Annotated in this window: 26 protein-coding genes; 24 read left to right on the top strand and 2 right to left on the bottom strand. The window is 67.2% G+C overall.

Features of this window, described 5'->3' with window-relative positions; genetic code table 11:
- The 22 genes from rplD (at nucleotide 1) to G432_RS08090 (ending at nucleotide 11,515) form a co-directional block, all read left to right on the top strand.
- Complete coding sequence (gene rplD, locus G432_RS08195; RefSeq protein WP_015458358.1) at nucleotides 1-627, top strand: 50S ribosomal protein L4; 627 nt, start codon at nucleotides 1-3, stop codon at nucleotides 625-627.
- Nucleotides 620-934 (top strand): 50S ribosomal protein L23, encoded by a 315-nt coding sequence (locus G432_RS08190; protein ID WP_015458357.1) that lies wholly within the window; start codon nucleotides 620-622, stop codon nucleotides 932-934. The genes rplD and G432_RS08190 overlap by 8 nt, the downstream gene beginning before the upstream one ends.
- A gap of 4 nt (nucleotides 935-938) precedes the next feature.
- Nucleotides 939-1,775, top strand: coding sequence for a 50S ribosomal protein L2 (gene rplB / locus G432_RS08185; protein WP_015458356.1), 837 nt, complete (start codon nucleotides 939-941; stop codon nucleotides 1,773-1,775).
- A 3-nt stretch (nucleotides 1,776-1,778) separates the two neighbouring features.
- A complete protein-coding gene (gene rpsS, locus G432_RS08180) occupies nucleotides 1,779-2,054 on the top strand; it encodes a 30S ribosomal protein S19 (protein ID WP_010127197.1) in 276 nt (91 codons plus the stop codon).
- Nucleotides 2,054-2,437 (top strand): 50S ribosomal protein L22, encoded by a 384-nt coding sequence (gene rplV, locus G432_RS08175; protein ID WP_015458355.1) that lies wholly within the window; start codon nucleotides 2,054-2,056, stop codon nucleotides 2,435-2,437. Before rpsS ends, rplV begins: the two co-directional genes overlap by 1 nt.
- A 1-nt stretch (nucleotide 2,438) precedes the next feature.
- Entirely contained in the window at nucleotides 2,439-3,134 is a 696-nt protein-coding gene (gene rpsC, locus G432_RS08170) for a 30S ribosomal protein S3 (protein WP_015458354.1), read from the top strand.
- Nucleotides 3,135-3,198: 64 nt separating this feature from the next.
- Nucleotides 3,199-3,630, top strand: a complete 432-nt coding sequence (gene rplP / locus G432_RS08165; RefSeq protein ID WP_015458353.1) for a 50S ribosomal protein L16 — start codon at nucleotides 3,199-3,201, stop codon at nucleotides 3,628-3,630.
- A gap of 1 nt (nucleotide 3,631) precedes the next feature.
- Entirely contained in the window at nucleotides 3,632-3,835 is a 204-nt protein-coding gene (rpmC, locus tag G432_RS08160) for a 50S ribosomal protein L29 (protein ID WP_015458352.1), read from the top strand.
- A 13-nt stretch (nucleotides 3,836-3,848) separates the two neighbouring features.
- Nucleotides 3,849-4,109, top strand: a complete 261-nt coding sequence (gene rpsQ / locus G432_RS08155; protein ID WP_015458351.1) for a 30S ribosomal protein S17 — start codon at nucleotides 3,849-3,851, stop codon at nucleotides 4,107-4,109.
- 13 nt (nucleotides 4,110-4,122) lie between these two features.
- Nucleotides 4,123-4,494: a 50S ribosomal protein L14 gene (gene rplN, locus G432_RS08150; protein WP_015458350.1), complete on the top strand. Its 372-nt coding sequence runs from the start codon at nucleotides 4,123-4,125 to the stop codon at nucleotides 4,492-4,494.
- Complete coding sequence (gene rplX, locus G432_RS08145) at nucleotides 4,494-4,811, top strand: 50S ribosomal protein L24 (RefSeq protein WP_015458349.1); 318 nt, start codon at nucleotides 4,494-4,496, stop codon at nucleotides 4,809-4,811. Before rplN ends, rplX begins: the two co-directional genes overlap by 1 nt.
- Complete coding sequence (gene rplE, locus G432_RS08140) at nucleotides 4,804-5,385, top strand: 50S ribosomal protein L5 (RefSeq protein ID WP_015458348.1); 582 nt, start codon at nucleotides 4,804-4,806, stop codon at nucleotides 5,383-5,385. Before rplX ends, rplE begins: the two co-directional genes overlap by 8 nt.
- 50 nt (nucleotides 5,386-5,435) lie before the next feature.
- Nucleotides 5,436-5,741: a 30S ribosomal protein S14 gene (rpsN, locus tag G432_RS08135; RefSeq protein WP_015458347.1), complete on the top strand. Its 306-nt coding sequence runs from the start codon at nucleotides 5,436-5,438 to the stop codon at nucleotides 5,739-5,741.
- A 10-nt stretch (nucleotides 5,742-5,751) separates the two neighbouring features.
- Complete coding sequence (rpsH, locus tag G432_RS08130; RefSeq protein WP_015458346.1) at nucleotides 5,752-6,147, top strand: 30S ribosomal protein S8; 396 nt, start codon at nucleotides 5,752-5,754, stop codon at nucleotides 6,145-6,147.
- Nucleotides 6,147-6,680: a 50S ribosomal protein L6 gene (gene rplF, locus G432_RS08125; protein WP_015458345.1), complete on the top strand. Its 534-nt coding sequence runs from the start codon at nucleotides 6,147-6,149 to the stop codon at nucleotides 6,678-6,680. Before rpsH ends, rplF begins: the two co-directional genes overlap by 1 nt.
- On the top strand, nucleotides 6,680-7,033 hold the full coding sequence (gene rplR / locus G432_RS08120; RefSeq protein ID WP_015458344.1) for a 50S ribosomal protein L18: 354 nt from the start codon (nucleotides 6,680-6,682) through the stop codon (nucleotides 7,031-7,033). The genes rplF and rplR overlap by 1 nt, the downstream gene beginning before the upstream one ends.
- A 1-nt stretch (nucleotide 7,034) precedes the next feature.
- Nucleotides 7,035-7,766 (top strand): 30S ribosomal protein S5, encoded by a 732-nt coding sequence (gene rpsE, locus G432_RS08115; protein WP_015458343.1) that lies wholly within the window; start codon nucleotides 7,035-7,037, stop codon nucleotides 7,764-7,766.
- A 6-nt stretch (nucleotides 7,767-7,772) separates the two neighbouring features.
- Entirely contained in the window at nucleotides 7,773-7,949 is a 177-nt protein-coding gene (gene rpmD, locus G432_RS08110) for a 50S ribosomal protein L30 (protein ID WP_015458342.1), read from the top strand.
- Between the two features lie 222 nt (nucleotides 7,950-8,171).
- Nucleotides 8,172-8,702 carry a 50S ribosomal protein L15 gene (gene rplO / locus G432_RS08105; protein ID WP_015458341.1) on the top strand — a complete coding sequence of 177 codons (531 nt, stop codon included), beginning with the start codon at nucleotides 8,172-8,174 and terminating at the stop codon, nucleotides 8,700-8,702.
- A 129-nt stretch (nucleotides 8,703-8,831) separates the two neighbouring features.
- A complete protein-coding gene (secY, locus tag G432_RS08100; protein WP_015458340.1) occupies nucleotides 8,832-10,199 on the top strand; it encodes a preprotein translocase subunit SecY in 1,368 nt (455 codons plus the stop codon).
- A gap of 43 nt (nucleotides 10,200-10,242) precedes the next feature.
- Nucleotides 10,243-10,893 (top strand): adenylate kinase, encoded by a 651-nt coding sequence (locus G432_RS08095; protein ID WP_015458339.1) that lies wholly within the window; start codon nucleotides 10,243-10,245, stop codon nucleotides 10,891-10,893.
- A gap of 76 nt (nucleotides 10,894-10,969) precedes the next feature.
- Nucleotides 10,970-11,515 carry an SRPBCC family protein gene (locus G432_RS08090; protein WP_015458338.1) on the top strand — a complete coding sequence of 182 codons (546 nt, stop codon included), beginning with the start codon at nucleotides 10,970-10,972 and terminating at the stop codon, nucleotides 11,513-11,515.
- 7 nt (nucleotides 11,516-11,522) lie between these two features.
- On the opposite strand, the gene G432_RS22090 is transcribed toward G432_RS08090, so the two are convergent.
- The gene (locus tag G432_RS22090) at nucleotides 11,523-12,032 is read right to left on the bottom strand and encodes a DUF6438 domain-containing protein (protein ID WP_144062012.1); all 510 of its coding nucleotides are present in this window, start codon (nucleotides 12,030-12,032) and stop codon (nucleotides 11,523-11,525) included.
- A gap of 132 nt (nucleotides 12,033-12,164) precedes the next feature.
- Here G432_RS22090 and G432_RS08080 point away from each other — a divergent pair, with 132 nt between their 5' ends.
- The gene (locus G432_RS08080; RefSeq protein WP_015458336.1) at nucleotides 12,165-12,725 is read left to right on the top strand and encodes a beta/gamma crystallin-related protein; all 561 of its coding nucleotides are present in this window, start codon (nucleotides 12,165-12,167) and stop codon (nucleotides 12,723-12,725) included.
- Nucleotides 12,726-12,746: 21 nt separating this feature from the next.
- Here G432_RS08080 and G432_RS08075 read toward each other — a convergent pair whose 3' ends face one another.
- The gene (locus G432_RS08075) at nucleotides 12,747-13,277 is read right to left on the bottom strand and encodes a hypothetical protein (protein WP_015458335.1); all 531 of its coding nucleotides are present in this window, start codon (nucleotides 13,275-13,277) and stop codon (nucleotides 12,747-12,749) included.
- Nucleotides 13,278-13,410: 133 nt separating this feature from the next.
- On the opposite strand from G432_RS08075, the gene G432_RS08070 reads away from it, so the two are divergent.
- Nucleotides 13,411-15,036 (top strand): NAD(P)/FAD-dependent oxidoreductase, encoded by a 1,626-nt coding sequence (locus G432_RS08070; RefSeq protein WP_015458334.1) that lies wholly within the window; start codon nucleotides 13,411-13,413, stop codon nucleotides 15,034-15,036.
- The last annotated feature ends 24 nt before the right edge of the window (nucleotides 15,037-15,060 follow it).

Genomic DNA, 15,060 nt, shown 5'->3' with positions numbered 1-15,060 from the left:
ATGAAGGTCAAGGTTCAGACCCTCGACGCCAAGGCGTCGGGCGACATCGAACTCGCGGACGAGGTGTTCGGCCTCGAGCCGCGCGCGGACATCCTGCACCGCGTCGTCACCTGGCAGCTCGAAAAGCGCCGCGGCACGGCCCGTCCCACCCGCGAGCGTTCGGACGTTGCCCGCTCGGGCAAGAAGTTCGGTCGCCAGAAGGGCGGCGGCACGGCCCGTCACGGCGATCGCCGCGCCCCCGTTTTCATCGGCGGTGGTAAGGCCCACGGTGCCCGCCTTCGCGACTTCAATCCGTCGCTGAACAAGAAGGTTCGCGCGCTCGGCCTGAAGATGGCGCTCTCGGCCAAGGCCAAGGACGGCAACCTGATCGTCGTCGACGCGCTGGATGTCGCCGAAGGCAAGACCAAGACGCTCGCGGGCCAGCTCGCGAAGCTGGGCTTCGGCACGAAGGCGCTGGTGATCGACGGCGATGCGCTCAACGTCAGCTTCGCGCTGGCTTCGAGCAACATCAAGGGCGTCAACCTGCTGCCGGCGATCGGTGCGAACGTCTACGACATTCTGAAGCATGACACGCTGGTGCTGACCCGCGCCGCCGTCGAGAAGCTGGAGGCGCGCCTCAATGGCTAAGAAGCAGAACGAAGCGGTGGCACTGCGTCATTATGACGTCGTGCTCGCGCCGCACATCACCGAGAAGACCTCGCTGCTCTCCGAGCATAATGCGGTGGTCTTCAAGGTCGCCGGCGACGCCAGCAAGCCCGAGATCAAGGCGGCTGTCGAAGCGCTGTTCAACGTCTCGGTGACGGGCGTGAACACCATCGTCCAGAAGGGCAAGACGAAGAAGTGGAAGGGCGCGCCCTACCGCCGCTCGGACGTGAAGAAGGCGATCGTGACGCTGGCCGAAGGCCAGTCCATCGACGTGACCACGGGGATCTGACGCCATGGCGCTGAAGCATTATAACCCGACCAGCCCGGCGCGGCGCGGCCTGATCCTCGTCGACAAGTCGTCGCTGTGGAAGGGCAAGCCGGTCAAGGCGCTTACCGAAGGCAAGCGCAAGTCTGGCGGCCGCAACAACATGGGCCACGCCACCGCGCGCGGCATCGCTGGCGGCCACAAGCAGAAGTATCGCTTCGTCGATTTCAAGCGCCGGAAGTGGGATCAGCCCGCGACCGTCGAGCGCCTGGAATATGACCCGAACCGCTCGGCCTTCATCGCGCTGGTGAAGTATGAGGACGGCGAGCAGGCCTACATCATCGCGCCGCAGCGTCTGGCTGCCGGCGACGTGATCGTGGCGGGCAAGAAGACCGATACCAAGCCCGGCAACGCGATGGAGATCGGCCAGGCCCCGGTCGGCACGATCGTCCACAATGTCGAGATGAAGCCCGGCAAGGGCGGCCAGATCGCGCGTGCCGCCGGCACCTATGTGCAGATCGTCGGCCGCGACAAGGGCATGGTGATGGTTCGCCTGAACTCGGGCGAGCAGCGCTACATCCGTTCGGACTGCATGTGCACGGTGGGCGCGGTGTCGAACCCCGACAACGCGAACCAGAACCTCGCCAAGGCCGGTCGCAACCGCTGGCTCGGCCATCGTCCGCTCACCCGCGGCGTCGCCAAGAACCCGGTCGACCACCCCCATGGCGGTGGTGAAGGCCGCACCTCGGGCGGCCGTCACCCGGTCACCCCGTGGGGCAAGCCGACCAAGGGCGCCCGCACCCGCAGCAACAAGGCGACGGACAAGTTCATCATCCGTTCGCGTCACGCGAAGAAGAAGAGGTAAGCCATGGCCCGTTCCGTCTGGAAAGGTCCGTTCGTCGACCTGCACCTTCTGCGCAAGGCCGAGGCCGCGCAGGAATCTGGTGCCCGCGCGCCGATCAAGACCTGGTCGCGCCGCTCCACGATCCTGCCGCAGTTCGTCGGCCTGACCTTCAACCTCTACAACGGCCGCAAGTTCGTGCCGGTGTCGGTCAACGAAGACATGGTCGGTCACAAGCTGGGTGAATTCGCGCCGACGCGCTATTTCCCCGGCCACGCCGCCGACAAGAAGGGCAAGCGCTGATGTCGAAGCCTGCATCCCCCCGCAAGGTCGGCGATAAGGAAGCGCTGGCGGTGGCCACCACCGTCCGCGGCTCGCCGCAGAAGCTGAACCTGGTCGCGGCCCTCATCCGCAACAAGAAGGCCGGCGACGCGCTCAACATCCTCGCTTTCTCCAAGAAGGCGATGGCGGTTGACGTCCGCAAGGTGCTTCAGAGCGCGATCGCCAACGCCGAGAACAACCACAATCTCGATGTGGACGCGCTCGTCGTGAAGGAAGCCTCGGTCGGCAAGGGCCTCGTCATGAAGCGCTTCGCCACCCGCGCCCGCGGCCGTTCCACCCGCATCGTCAAGCCGTTCTCGCGCCTGCGCGTGGTCGTCCGCGAGCAGGAAGAGGCTGGAGAATAACATGGGTCAGAAGTCCAACCCGATCGGCATGCGGTTGCAGATCAACCGCACCTGGGATAGCCGCTGGTTCGCCGAAGGCGCCGATTATGGCCGCCTGCTGCTTGAGGATCTGAAGATCCGCAAGTTCATCATGAAGGCGCTGCCGCAGGCGGCGATCTCCAAGGTGGTGATCGAGCGTCCGGCCAAGCTGTGCCGCATTTCGATCTACGCTGCCCGTCCCGGTGTCATCATCGGCAAGAAGGGCGCGGATATCGAGAAGCTTCGCAAGAAGCTGGGCGAGATGACGTCGTCGGACGTGAGCCTGAACATCGTCGAGATCCGCAAGCCGGAAATCGACGCCAAGCTCGTGGCCCAGGGCGTCGCCGACCAGCTCGAACGCCGCGTCGCGTTCCGCCGTGCGATGAAGCGCGCGGTGCAATCGGCGCTGCGTCTCGGCGCGGAAGGCATCCGGATCACCTGCGCCGGCCGTCTCGGCGGCGCGGAGATCGCGCGGACCGAATGGTATCGCGAAGGTCGCGTGCCGCTGCACACGCTGCGCGCGAACGTCGATTATGCCGAAGCCGAAGCCCACACCGCCTATGGCGTGTGCGGGATCAAGGTGTGGATCTTCAAGGGCGAGATTCTCGGCCATGATCCGCTCGCCCAGGATCGGCTCATGATGGAAGCTCAGACGTCGGGGGTCCGGCCGGCGCGGTAAGGGGTTCGCCCCTTTCCACGTCGCCTGATCGACCGGACAATCGGTGTCAGAAGGCGATTAAGACATGCTGCAACCAAAGCGCACAAAATTCCGCAAGGCCTTCAAGGGCCGCATCCACGGCGATGCCAAGGGTGGCACTCAGCTCAACTTCGGCGCCTTCGGCCTGAAGGCGCTGGAGCCGGACCGGATCACCGCCCGCCAGATCGAGGCGGCCCGCCGTGCCATCACGCGCCACATCAAGCGCCAGGGCCGTCTGTGGATCCGCATCTTCCCGGACGTTCCGGTCTCGTCGAAGCCGGCCGAAGTCCGCATGGGCTCCGGTAAGGGTTCGCCCGAATTCTGGGCCGCCCGCGTCAAGCCCGGCCGCATCCTGTTCGAGCTGGACGGCGTTCCCGGCCCGCTCGCCCGCGTCGCTTTCGAGCGTGCGATGGAGAAGCTGCCGATCAAGACCAAGGTGGTCGCCCGCCTCGGTGAATCGATTTACGAGGCTGCGTGACATGGCCAAGATCAGCGATCTCAAGACGAAGACCGACGACCAGCTCTCCGAGCAGCTGGGCGAGCTGAAGCGCGAGCAGTTCAACCTGCGCTTCCAGGCCGCCACCAGCCAGCTGGAGAAGCCGTCGCGGGTGCGTGAGGTGCGTCGCACCATCGCGCAGATCAAGACCCTCCAGACCGAGCGCGCGCGCTCGGCCGCCAAGTAAGGAGACACCAGTCATGCCGAAGCGCGTGCTGACGGGGACTGTGGTCTCCGACAAGACCGACAAGACGGTGGTGGTGCTGGTGGAGCGTAAGGTGAAGCACCCGCTCTACGGCAAGATCATCCGCCGTTCGAAGAAGTATCACGCCCATGACGAGGGCAACGTGTTCAAGGAAGGCGAGACCGTCCGCATCGAGGAATGCGCGCCGATCTCCAAGCTGAAGACGTGGCGCGTTCTGGGCAAGGTCGGGGCCGAAAGCCCCGCCGTCGCCGGTTAAGGAGGACTGACCCATGATTCAGATGCAGTCCAACCTGGACGTGGCCGATAACTCGGGCGCCAAGCGCGTCCAGTGCATCAAGGTGCTCGGCGGTTCCAAGCGCCGCACCGCCACCGTCGGCGACGTGATCGTCGTGTCGATCAAGGAAGCCGCCCCGCGCGGCAAGGTGAAGAAGGGCGACGTGCACCGCGCCGTCATCGTCCGCACCGCGAAGGACATTCATCGTCCGGACGGTTCGACGATCCGGTTCGACGGCAACGCCGCCGTTCTGATCAACAAGAATAGCGGGGAGCCGATCGGCACCCGCATCTTCGGGCCGGTGGTGCGCGAACTGCGCCAGGCGGGCCACATGAAGATCATTTCGCTCGCGCCCGAGGTGCTGTGATGGCCGCGTTGAAGATCAAGAAGGGTGACAAGGTCATCGTCCTGTCCGGCAAGGACAAGGGCAAGACCGGCGAAGTCACCAAGTCGCTGCCCAAGGAGGGCAAGGTGATCGTGTCCGGCGTGAACGTCGCGACCCGCCACCGCAAGCCGACCCAGGTCAACCCGCAGGGTGGCCTGGAGCGCGTGGAAGCGCCGCTGCATGTCTCGAAGGTCGCGCATGTGACCGCCGACGGCAAGCCGACGCGCGTCCGCTTCGAAATCAAGGACGGCAAGAAGGTCCGCGTGGCCGTGAAGTCCGGGGAGCAGATCAATGGCTGACGCTTACAAGCCCCGCCTCAAGAAGCTGTACGAGGACCGCATCGTCCAGGCGATGACGGAGAAGTTCGGCTACACCAACCCGATGCAGGTGCCCAGGCTCGAGAAGATCGTGCTGAACATGGGCGTCGGCGAGGCGACGCAGGACAAGAAGAAGGTCGAGGTCGCGGCCCAGGAAATGACCGCGATCGCCGGCCAGAAGGCCGTCATCACCAAGGCGAAGAAGTCGATCGCGCAGTTCAAGCTGCGTGAAGGCATGCCGATCGGCGCGAAGGTTACCCTTCGTCGCGAGCGGATGTACGAATTCCTCGACCGGTTCGTGACGATCGCCCTGCCGCGCGTCCGCGACTTCCGCGGCCTTTCCGACAAGTCGTTCGACGGCCGCGGCAATTATGCCACCGGCCTGAAGGAGCAGCTGATCTTCCCGGAAATCAGCTACGACAAGATCGACAAGATCCGTGGCATGGACGTGGTCGTCGCGACGACGGCGAAGACCGACGAGGAAGCGCGCGAGCTGCTTCGCCTGTTCGGCTTCCCGTTCCCGCAGCCCGTCGTCGAAGAAAAGAAGGCGGCCTGATCTCCCTGGGGGAGACTGGCTCGATCCGATAAGGAAAGAGAACTTAAGTCATGGCGAAACTGAGTTCGATCAACAAGAACGAGAAGCGCAAGAAGCTCGTCAAGCAATATGCTGGCAAGTATGCGCGCCTCAAGGCGATCGCGGACGATGAAGGCAAGGACGAGACGGAGCGCCTGATCGCGCGCCTGAAGCTCGCCGAGCTGCCGCGCAACGCGAACCCCACCCGCGTTCGCAACCGTTGCGAGCTGACCGGGCGTCCGCGCGCTTACTACCGCAAGTTCCGGCTGTGCCGTGTCCAGCTGCGCGATCTGGCCAACAAGGGCCTGATCCCGGGCGTCACGAAGTCGAGCTGGTAAGGAACTGAAGATGGCTCTGACCGATCCTTTGGGTGATCTGCTCACCCGCATCCGCAACGGCCAGCGCGCGCGCAAGGACAGCGTCCTGTCCCCGGCGTCCAAGCTGCGTGCCCGCGTCCTCGACGTGCTGCAGCGCGAAGGCTATATCCGTGGCTACAGCTCGGAAGATCTCGCCGGCCACGATGGCCTGCGCATCGAGCTGAAATATTTCGAGGGCCAGCCGGCGATCCAGCATGTCGCCCGCGTCTCGAAGCCGGGCCGCCGCGTCTATTCGGGCGCCAAGGAGCTGCCGCGCATCCGCAACGGCCTCGGCATCACCATCGTCTCGACGCCGAAGGGCGTTCTGTCCGACGCGGAAGCGCGCGAGCAGAATGTCGGCGGCGAGATTCTCGCGGAGGTCTTCTGATGAGCCGCACGGGCAAGAAGCCGGTCGCCATTCCCGCGGGCGTGACGGCCACGATCGAGGGCCGCGAGCTTTCGGTGAAGGGGCCCAAGGGCACCCTCACCCTGCCGCTGGCCGATGAGGTGACCTACGCCATCGAGGACGGCCAGATCGCGATCCAGCCGGCCAACGACACCAAGCGCGCCCGCTCCTTCTGGGGCATGCAGCGCACCCTGGTGCAGAATCTGGTGACGGGCGTGACCGAGGGTTTCTCGAAGACGCTGCAGATCACCGGCGTCGGCTACCGCGCCAACCTTCAGGGCAAGAACCTGAAGCTGCAGCTCGGCTACAGCCACGACGTCGATTTCGCGGTGCCGGAAGGCATCACGATCGCGACGCCGGACCAGACGACGGTGCAGATCAGCGGCATCGACAAGCAGAAGGTCGGCCAGGTCGCCGCCGAGATCCGCCGCTGGCGCAAGCCGGAGCCCTATAAGGGCAAGGGCATCAAATATGCCGGCGAGTTCATCTTCCGCAAGGAAGGGAAGAAGAAGTAATGGCCAAGCTCTCTCTTTTCGCGAAGCGCCGCCAGCGCGTCCGCACCGCGCTGCGGGCTCGTGGCGCCACCCGTCCGCGCCTTTCGGTGCACCGTTCGGGCCGCCACATCTATGCCCAGGTGATCGACGACGCCGCCGGCCGCACGGTCGCCGCCGCCTCGACGCTGGACAAGGATGTCCGCGGCCAGACCGGCGCCACGGCGGAAGCCGCGGCTGCCGTCGGCAAGCGCCTGGCGGAGCGTGCCTCGGCCGCCGGCGTCACCAAGGTCGTATTCGATCGCGGTGGCTTTCTGTTCCATGGTCGGGTGAAGGCTCTCGCCGACGCCGCCCGCGAAGGCGGACTGGAGTTCTAATATGGCTGACGAAACCGAAATCCAGGCGGGCGCTCCTGCCGATGCGCCCGCCGCTGGCGGCGCGCCGGAAGGCGAGCGCCAGGGCCGTGGTCCGCGTGGCGGCCGTGGCCGTGGCCCGGGCGGTGATCGTGGCGGCCGTGGCCGCGACGGCAACCGTGGCCGTCGCGACGATCGTCGCGGTGGCGCCGAGGAAGGTGGCGAGGAGCTGATCGAGAAGCTCGTCCACATCAACCGCGTCTCCAAGACCGTGAAGGGCGGCAAGCGCTTCGGCTTCGCGGCTCTGGTCGTCGTCGGCGACGGCAAGGGCCGGGTCGGCTTCGGCCATGGCAAGGCGCGCGAAGTGCCGGAAGCCATCTCGAAGGCGACGGCTGCCGCCAAGAAGGCGATGATCCGCGTTCCGCTGCGCGAAGGCCGCACGCTGCACCATGACGGCAACGGCCATTTCGGCGCGGGCCGGGTGACGCTGCGCTCGGCGCCGCAGGGCACGGGCATCATCGCGGGTGGCCCGATGCGCGCCATCTTCGAAAGCCTGGGCGTGGCCGATGTGGTGACCAAGTCGGTCGGCACCTCGAACCCCTACAACATGATCCGTGCGACCTTCGAGGCGCTTTCGGATCAGACCAGCCCGAAGTCGGTGGCCCAGCGCCGCGGCAAGAAGATCGCCGACCTGCTGGGTCGTGGCGGTGCTTCGGCCGAGGTGGCGGAAGCCGAAGCCGCGGCCGTTACGGAGTAATCGGACATGGCGACCATCAAGGTGACGCAGGTCGGCTCGCCGATCCGCCGGACCAAGGACCAGCGCGCGACCCTCGTCGGCCTGGGCCTCAACAAGATGCACCGGACCCGCGAGCTGGAGGATACTCCGGAAGTGCGCGGCATGATCCGCAAGGTGCAGCACATGGTGAAGGTCGAGGGCTGATCCCCTCGGCCGTCCCGGCCGATTGCCGGGGCTCACAAGGCGCCGCGATGATGGCTTCGGCCGCATCGCGGCTCTTTGTCGATTTGGTCCATGGGCCGATTTGGGCTTTACGGCCCAGCGGCGAACGGGGTAGGGGCCTCGGCCTCTAGCCAGACAGATCGAATCCGATTCCCGCGATGCGGGGCGGGCTCAGCGCGACAAAAGCGAAAGCGAGTGCACGATATGAAACTGAACGACATCCGCGACAATCAGGGCGCGCGCAAGGGCCGGGTCCGCGTGGGCCGCGGCATCGGCTCGGGCCTCGGCAAGACCGGCGGCCGCGGCCAGAAGGGCCAGAAGAGCCGCTCGGGCGTCTCGATCAAGGGCTTCGAGGGCGGTCAGATGCCGCTCCACATGCGCCTGCCGAAGCGCGGCTTCAACAACATCTTCGCCAAGGATTATGCCGAGGTGAACTTGGGCCAGATCCAGGCGCTGGTCGACGGCGGCAAGCTCGCCACCGACGGCGTGATCGATCACGCCGCGCTCAAGGCGGCGGGCGTCGCCCGTGGCGGCAAGGATGGCGTGCGCCTGCTCGGCAAGGGTGAGCTCAAGGCCAAGCTGTCGCTCAAGGTCGCCGGTGCGTCCGCTGGCGCCAAGGCGGCGGTCGAGAAGGCCGGCGGCTCGGTCGAGGTGATCGTGGTGGTTCCGGCGGCCGAAAAGGCTGCCGCCAAGAAGGGCAAGACCCTCGCCGCCAAGAAGGCCGCCAAGGCCTGAATTTCCGGTTGCGCTTTCCGGCCCGTTCTTGGTGTTCGGGGCTGACAAGCGCGACAGGGGCATTATATGAGGCGGCGGGGGGCGTAGAGGCACTCCGCCGCCTTCAATTTTTCCGGGGTCGTTAAACGCATGGCATCCGCAGCCGAACAACTGGCCGCCAACGTCAGTCTTTCCCAGTTCGCCAAGGCGACCGATCTCAAGAAGCGGCTGTGGTTCACGCTGGGCGCGCTCATCGTGTTCCGCCTGCTCAGCTTCGTGCCGCTGCCCGGCATCGATCCGGTGGCGCTCCACGCCCAGTTCGAAACGACCAAGGGCGGCGTTCTCGATTTCTTCAACACCTTTTCGGGCGGCAGCCTCTCGCGCATGAGCCTGATCGCGCTCGGCGTGATGCCCTACATCACCGCCTCGATCGTCGTACAGCTCGCGACCTCGCTGTCGCCGTCGCTCGCCGCGATCAAGAAGGAAGGCGAGAGCGGGCGGAAGAAGCTCAACCAATATACCCGCTACGGCACGGTGCTGCTCACCGCGATCCAGGGCTATTTCATCGCCGTCGGCCTGGAAGCCTGGGGTGCGGACCAAGGCATGTCCGCCGTGATCGATCCGGGCATCCTGTTCCGCGTCACCACCGTCATCTCGCTGATCGGCGGCACGATGTTCCTGATGTGGCTGGGTGAACAGATCACCAGCCGTGGCATCGGCAACGGCGTCTCGCTCATCATCATGGCCGGCATCGTCGCCTCGCTGCCCACGCACCTCGCCCAGCTTTTCGAGGGCGGCCGATCGGGCTCGCTGTCGCCGGTGCTGATCCTCGGCGTGGTCGCGCTGATCGCGGGCCTGATCCTGTTCATTTGCTTCATGGAGCGCGCGCAGCGCCGGGTGCTGATCCAGTATCCGAAGCGCCAGACCGCGCGCGGCATGATGCAGGGCGATCGCAGCTTCCTGCCGCTCAAGATCAACACCGCCAACGTCATCCCGCCGATCTTCGCGTCGTCGCTGCTGCTGATGCCGCTCACGATCAGCCAGTTCGCCGGCCAGCGCGTGAACGACGATACCTGGTGGGGATCGGTGCTGAGCTGGCTGAACCTCAACCTCGCCCATGGCGCGCCGATCTACATGCTGCTCTATGCGGCGGGCATCATCTTCTTCTGCTTCTTCTACACCGCGGTCGTCTTCAACCCGGAGGAGACGGCGGACAATCTGAAGCGTTACGGCGGCTTCATCCCCGGCATCCGCCCGGGCAAGCACACCGCCGACTATCTGGATTTCGTGCTGACCCGCATCACCGTGATCGGCGCGGCCTATCTGACGCTGATCTGCCTCGTGCCGGAATATCTGGCCTCGCGGGCGGGCATCAGCTTCGCGCTAGGCGGCACCAGCCTGCTGATCGTGGTCAACGTGACGATCGATACCGTCACGCAGATCCAGAGCCACCTGCTCGCCCATCAATATGGCGATCTCATCAAGAAGGCGAAGCTGAAGGGCGGCAACCGCCGCTGACGGCAAAGACCGGCAAACCGGCAATAGGGGGGACTAGCTTCCGATGAACATCATTCTGCTGGGGCCTCCGGGCGCGGGCAAGGGCACCCAGGCGGGCCGGCTGGTCGCCGAACGCGGCATGGTGCAGCTTTCCACCGGCGACATGCTGCGCGCCGCCGTCAAGGCGGGCACGCCGATCGGCCTCCAGGCCAAGGCGGTGATGGAATCGGGCGGCCTCGTCTCGGACGAGATCGTCTCCGGCCTGATCGGCGAGCAGCTCGACGCGCTGTCGCCCGATACCGGCGTGATCTTCGACGGCTATCCCCGCACCGCCGCGCAGGCCGAATCGCTCGACGGCCTGCTCGCCGCGCGCGGCCGCACCCTCGATCATGTGATCGAGCTGGAGGTGGACGAGGACGCGCTGGTCGAACGCATTACCGGCCGCTTCACCTGCGCGCAGTGCGGCGAGGGCTATCACGACAAGTTCAAGCTGCCCAAGGTGCCCGGCACCTGCGACGTCTGCGGCAGCCACGAGTTCAAGCGCCGGCCCGACGACAATGAGGAAACCGTGCGCACCCGCATGGCCGAATATCGCGCCAAGACCGCGCCGATCCTGCCGATCTACGAGGCGCGGGGCCTGGTCTCCCGCGTCGACGGCATGGCGCCGATTGCCGATGTCGAGGCCGCGATCGAACGGATCCTCGGCCCCCGATAGGAGGCGCGGGCACCCGCTTCGGGCCGCCGCCTCGTCATGCTATCATCCCCTCTCCCGATATCCGGGGGAGGGGATGATGCGTTTTACGGCCCCGTTCGGTCTGGCCACGATCGGTGGAGCGGCGCTGGCCGCCGCGGCGCCTGCGGACGCGGAAGTCGTTTCCGCCTCCGCCGGTGCGTTCGAGATATCGCGCAGCGTCACCGTCCCCGTCACGCCCGATGCGGCCTATGGCGCGCTCGGCCATGTCGGCCGCTGGTGGAGCAGCGCACACAGCTATTCGGGCAATGCCGCCAACATGACGCTGGACCTCCATGCCGGCGGCTGCTTCTGCGAGAAGCTGGCCGATGGCGGCTCCATCGAACATATGCGCGTGATCGCCGTCCGCCCCGGCCGCCTGCTCCGCCTGTCGGGCGCGCTCGGGCCCTTGCAGGCCGAAGCCGTCGCGGGGGTGATGAGCTGGACGCTCGCCGCCGACCCCGCCGGCGTCCGCATCGTCCAGACCTACAGCGTCAGCGGCCATGTTCGCGGCGGGGCGGACAAGATCGCGCCCGCCGTCGATCAGGTGATGGGCGAGCAGCTCCAGCGCCTCGCCGACTACCTCCGCGCCACCCGCACGCCCTGAGCGCCGGTCAGCGCTGGCGATCGCCCACCAGCGGGCCGATCGGCAGCATCTCGTTCGACGAGCGGATCGCCTCGGCCAGCGGCACGTAGCGCAGGTCGGTGCAGCCCAGGCTGAAGGACAGCGTCACCGCCTCGCCCGACTTGTCGACCCAGCGCACCGTCCAGCTCGGCGCGTCGGTGCGGAAGCTCTCGCATTCCTCCGGCCCGATCCGGCGGTCGGCGGCGGGGCGATAGGGGGCGAGCCTCTTCTCGATCGCGCGGAAGGTGGCGGGCTCCACCAGCAGCGCCTGCTCCCCCACCTTGGCGACGAAGCGCGTGCCGATGAAGCGGCCGCCGCCGTCCGCGAGGATGCGGGTGCTGTAGACCGGGCAGCGGCCGAAGCAGGGGCCGGCGGCGATGACGATCTCGGCCGTGTCGGCGTCGGCATCCGGCTCCGCGCCGGCAGGCTGGAGCGGCGTCATCGCAAGGAGACCGGCGGCACCCATCACCCTGGCTGCTGTCGAAAAGCTGCGCATCATCGAACGCCCCCTACGGATCGCGCGATCAGATAACATGTTATCGCGCTGGTGCCCGTGCAATTTATGGTAACAGCGGCGATATGATCGATTGCCCCGACCGGGCCTGCGCCCGGCGGGACGGAGGAGGATGCCATGCTGCTGTCGATGCTGTTCGCCGCCATGCTCGCCCCTGCCGCCGAGGAGCGCCGCCCCGGCGGCCAGCCGGAGGCGATCGTCTATCGCGATGCCGGCTATAGCGGCCCCGCCGTCGCGGTCGGCCGCGCCAACCCGGACATGGGCCTCGCCTGGCCGGTGCGCAGCATCCGCGTCAACAGCGGCACCTGGCAGCTCTGCCCGCAGCGCAATTATGGCGGCCGCTGCATCACGGTTTCGCGCAGCACGTCGAACCTCGGCAACCAGCTCGGGCCGGGAAGCCGCCTCGTCTCGATCCGCCCGATCGGGGCGGAGCCGCCGCGCCCCGTGCCCAACCAGTCGCTGCGCGGCATGGCGGCCGAATTCTTCCCCCGCCCCGTGCGGGACGGGCGCCGCGTCGCCGCCTGCGCCACGGGCAGCGCGACGGCCAATTGCGCCGCCCGCAGCGCCGACGCTTTCTGCCGCGCGCAGGGCTGGAACGGATCGAAGAGCGAGGCGCTGGAATCGGAAGGCCGCGCGGTCTACCTCGCCGACGTGCTCTGCGTCCGTTCTGGCTATTGAGCGAAGCCGTGCGCGGACGCTCTACCGCGCGATCATCCCCAGCTCGAAGGAAAGCTTCAGCAGCCGGGGCTCGGGTGCGGCGGGATCGGCGACGAAGGCCTGTGCCTCGCCGTTCACCGCGCCGCACAGGTTGAAGGGCGCGCCGCCGATGGCGATGGCCTGGCCGGGGCGGCAGCGGCGGACATGGCCGTCGCGGCCGATCTCGATATCCGCCGTGCCCAGCATCCGCCGCCGGTCGAAGCGCCGCTCGCTGCCCGGCAGCGGCCCCAGCGTGCCCACCGCCTCGCCGATCAGCCGCGCGTCGATCGCGATCGCCCGGCGATAATCCTCGCCCAGCACCGCCTTCAGGAAGGCCGGATCGGCGATCGCATCGCATTCCGGCGCGGCATCGGCCACGCTGCGCCCCGCGGTCTCCATGGTGCAGCCCAGCACATGGCCGCGCCCGTCGAGCGCGAGATGGGCGATGATGGCGGTATGTTCGAAGGTGGCGGGCGGATAGGGCGCGGTGGCGGCGGGGACGGGTGCCGCGGCCAGCAGCAGGTAGGGCAGCATCGATGAATCTCCTTGGGCCGCCATCCTAGTGGATCGCATCGGGCAAAGGCATCCGCTTTCGTCCGGTGCCCGATCCGCTGGACCGCGGACCGGAGGCATTTCGTTCGCGGCGGAATCGCTGTAGGGCGCGCGGATGCTGCGCATCACCGAACTCAAGCTGCCGCTCGGCCATCCGCCCGAGGCGCTCCTCGCCGCGATCCGCGATCGGCTGGGCATCGCGCCGGAGGAACTGATCGATCACGCCGTCGCCCGCCGCGCCCATGATGCCCGGCGCAAATCGGCGATCCAGATGGTCTATTCGGTCGACGTGACCTTGAAGGACGAGGCGGCGGTGCTCGCCCGCTTCGCCGACGATCGCCACGTCCAGCCCACGCCCGATACCGGATATCGCCCGCCCGCGCAGGCGCCCGCCGGTCGCAGGGGCCTGCGCCCGGTGGTGATCGGGGCGGGGCCGTGCGGCCTGTTCGCCGGCCTGATCCTCGCCCAGATGGGCTTCCGCCCGATCATCCTGGAACGCGGCAAGGTGGTGCGCGAACGCACCAAGGATACCTGGGGCCTGTGGCGGCGCGGCGTGCTCAACCCCGAATCCAACGTCCAGTTCGGCGAAGGCGGCGCCGGCACCTTCTCCGACGGCAAGCTCTACAGCCAGATCAAGGACCCGCGCTTCCTGGGCCGCAAGGTGCTGACCGAATTCGTCAAGGCCGGCGCGCCCGAGGAGATCCTTACCGAGGCGCACCCCCATATCGGCACCTTCCGGCTGGTGACGATGGTGGAAAGCATGCGCCGGACCATCCAGGATCTGGGCGGCGAATATCGCTTCGAACATCGGGTGGAGGATTTCGATATCGCCACCGCGCCCGATGGCGGCCGCCGGCTGCGCGGGCTCCACCTCCACACCGGCGAATATCTGGAGGCCGACCATGTCGTGCTGGCCGTCGGCCACAGCGCGCGCGGCACCTTCCAGACGCTATACGATCGCGGCGTCCATATCGAGGCCAAGCCCTTCTCGATGGGCGTGCGGATCGAACATCCGCAATCCTGGATCGATCGCGCCCGCTTCGGCACCTGCGCCGGCCATCCCGATCTGGGGGCGGCCGCCTACAGCCTGTCGCACCATTGCTCCAACGGCCGCACCGTCTACAGCTTCTGCATGTGCCCCGGCGGGCGCGTGGTGGCGGCGACGTCGGAGGAAGGGCGCGTCGTCACCAACGGGATGAGTCAATATTCCCGCGCGGAATTCAACGCCAATTCGGGTTTCGTCGTCGGCATCGATCCCGAACGGGATTATCCCGGCCACCCGCTCGCCGGCATCGACCTCCAGCGGCATTGGGAATCGCGCGCCTTCGTGGCGGGCGGGTCCAGCTATCAGGCGCCGGGGCAGAAGGTGGGGGATTTCCTCGCCGGCCGCGCCTCCACCGAATTCGGGGAGGTCATGCCGTCCTACAAGCCGGGCGTGCACCTCACCGATCTCGCGCAGTGCCTGCCCGATTTCGTGGTGGATGCCTTCCGCGAGGCGCTGCCCGTCTTTGGCCGCCAGATCGCCAATTACGATCATCCCGATGCGATGATGACGGGCGTGGAAACCCGCACCTCGTCGCCGGTCCGCATCACGCGCGGCAGGGACTTCCAGAGCCTCAACACCGCCGGCCTGTTCCCGGCGGGGGAGGGGGCGGGCTATGCCGGCGGCATCCTTTCGGCGGGCGTGGACGGCATCAAGGTGGCCGAGGCCGTGGCGCAGAGCCTGGTCGCGGCGGGCTGAGGCCGCCGATCCGCCGCGCCCTTC

The organism is Sphingomonas sp. MM-1 (assembly GCF_000347675.2).
In the GTDB taxonomy this organism is placed as follows: domain Bacteria; phylum Pseudomonadota; class Alphaproteobacteria; order Sphingomonadales; family Sphingomonadaceae; genus Sphingomonas_E; species Sphingomonas_E fennica.
The sequence above is the reverse complement of the archived record's forward strand: the minus strand, read 5'-3'. Positions and strand labels throughout refer to the sequence as shown.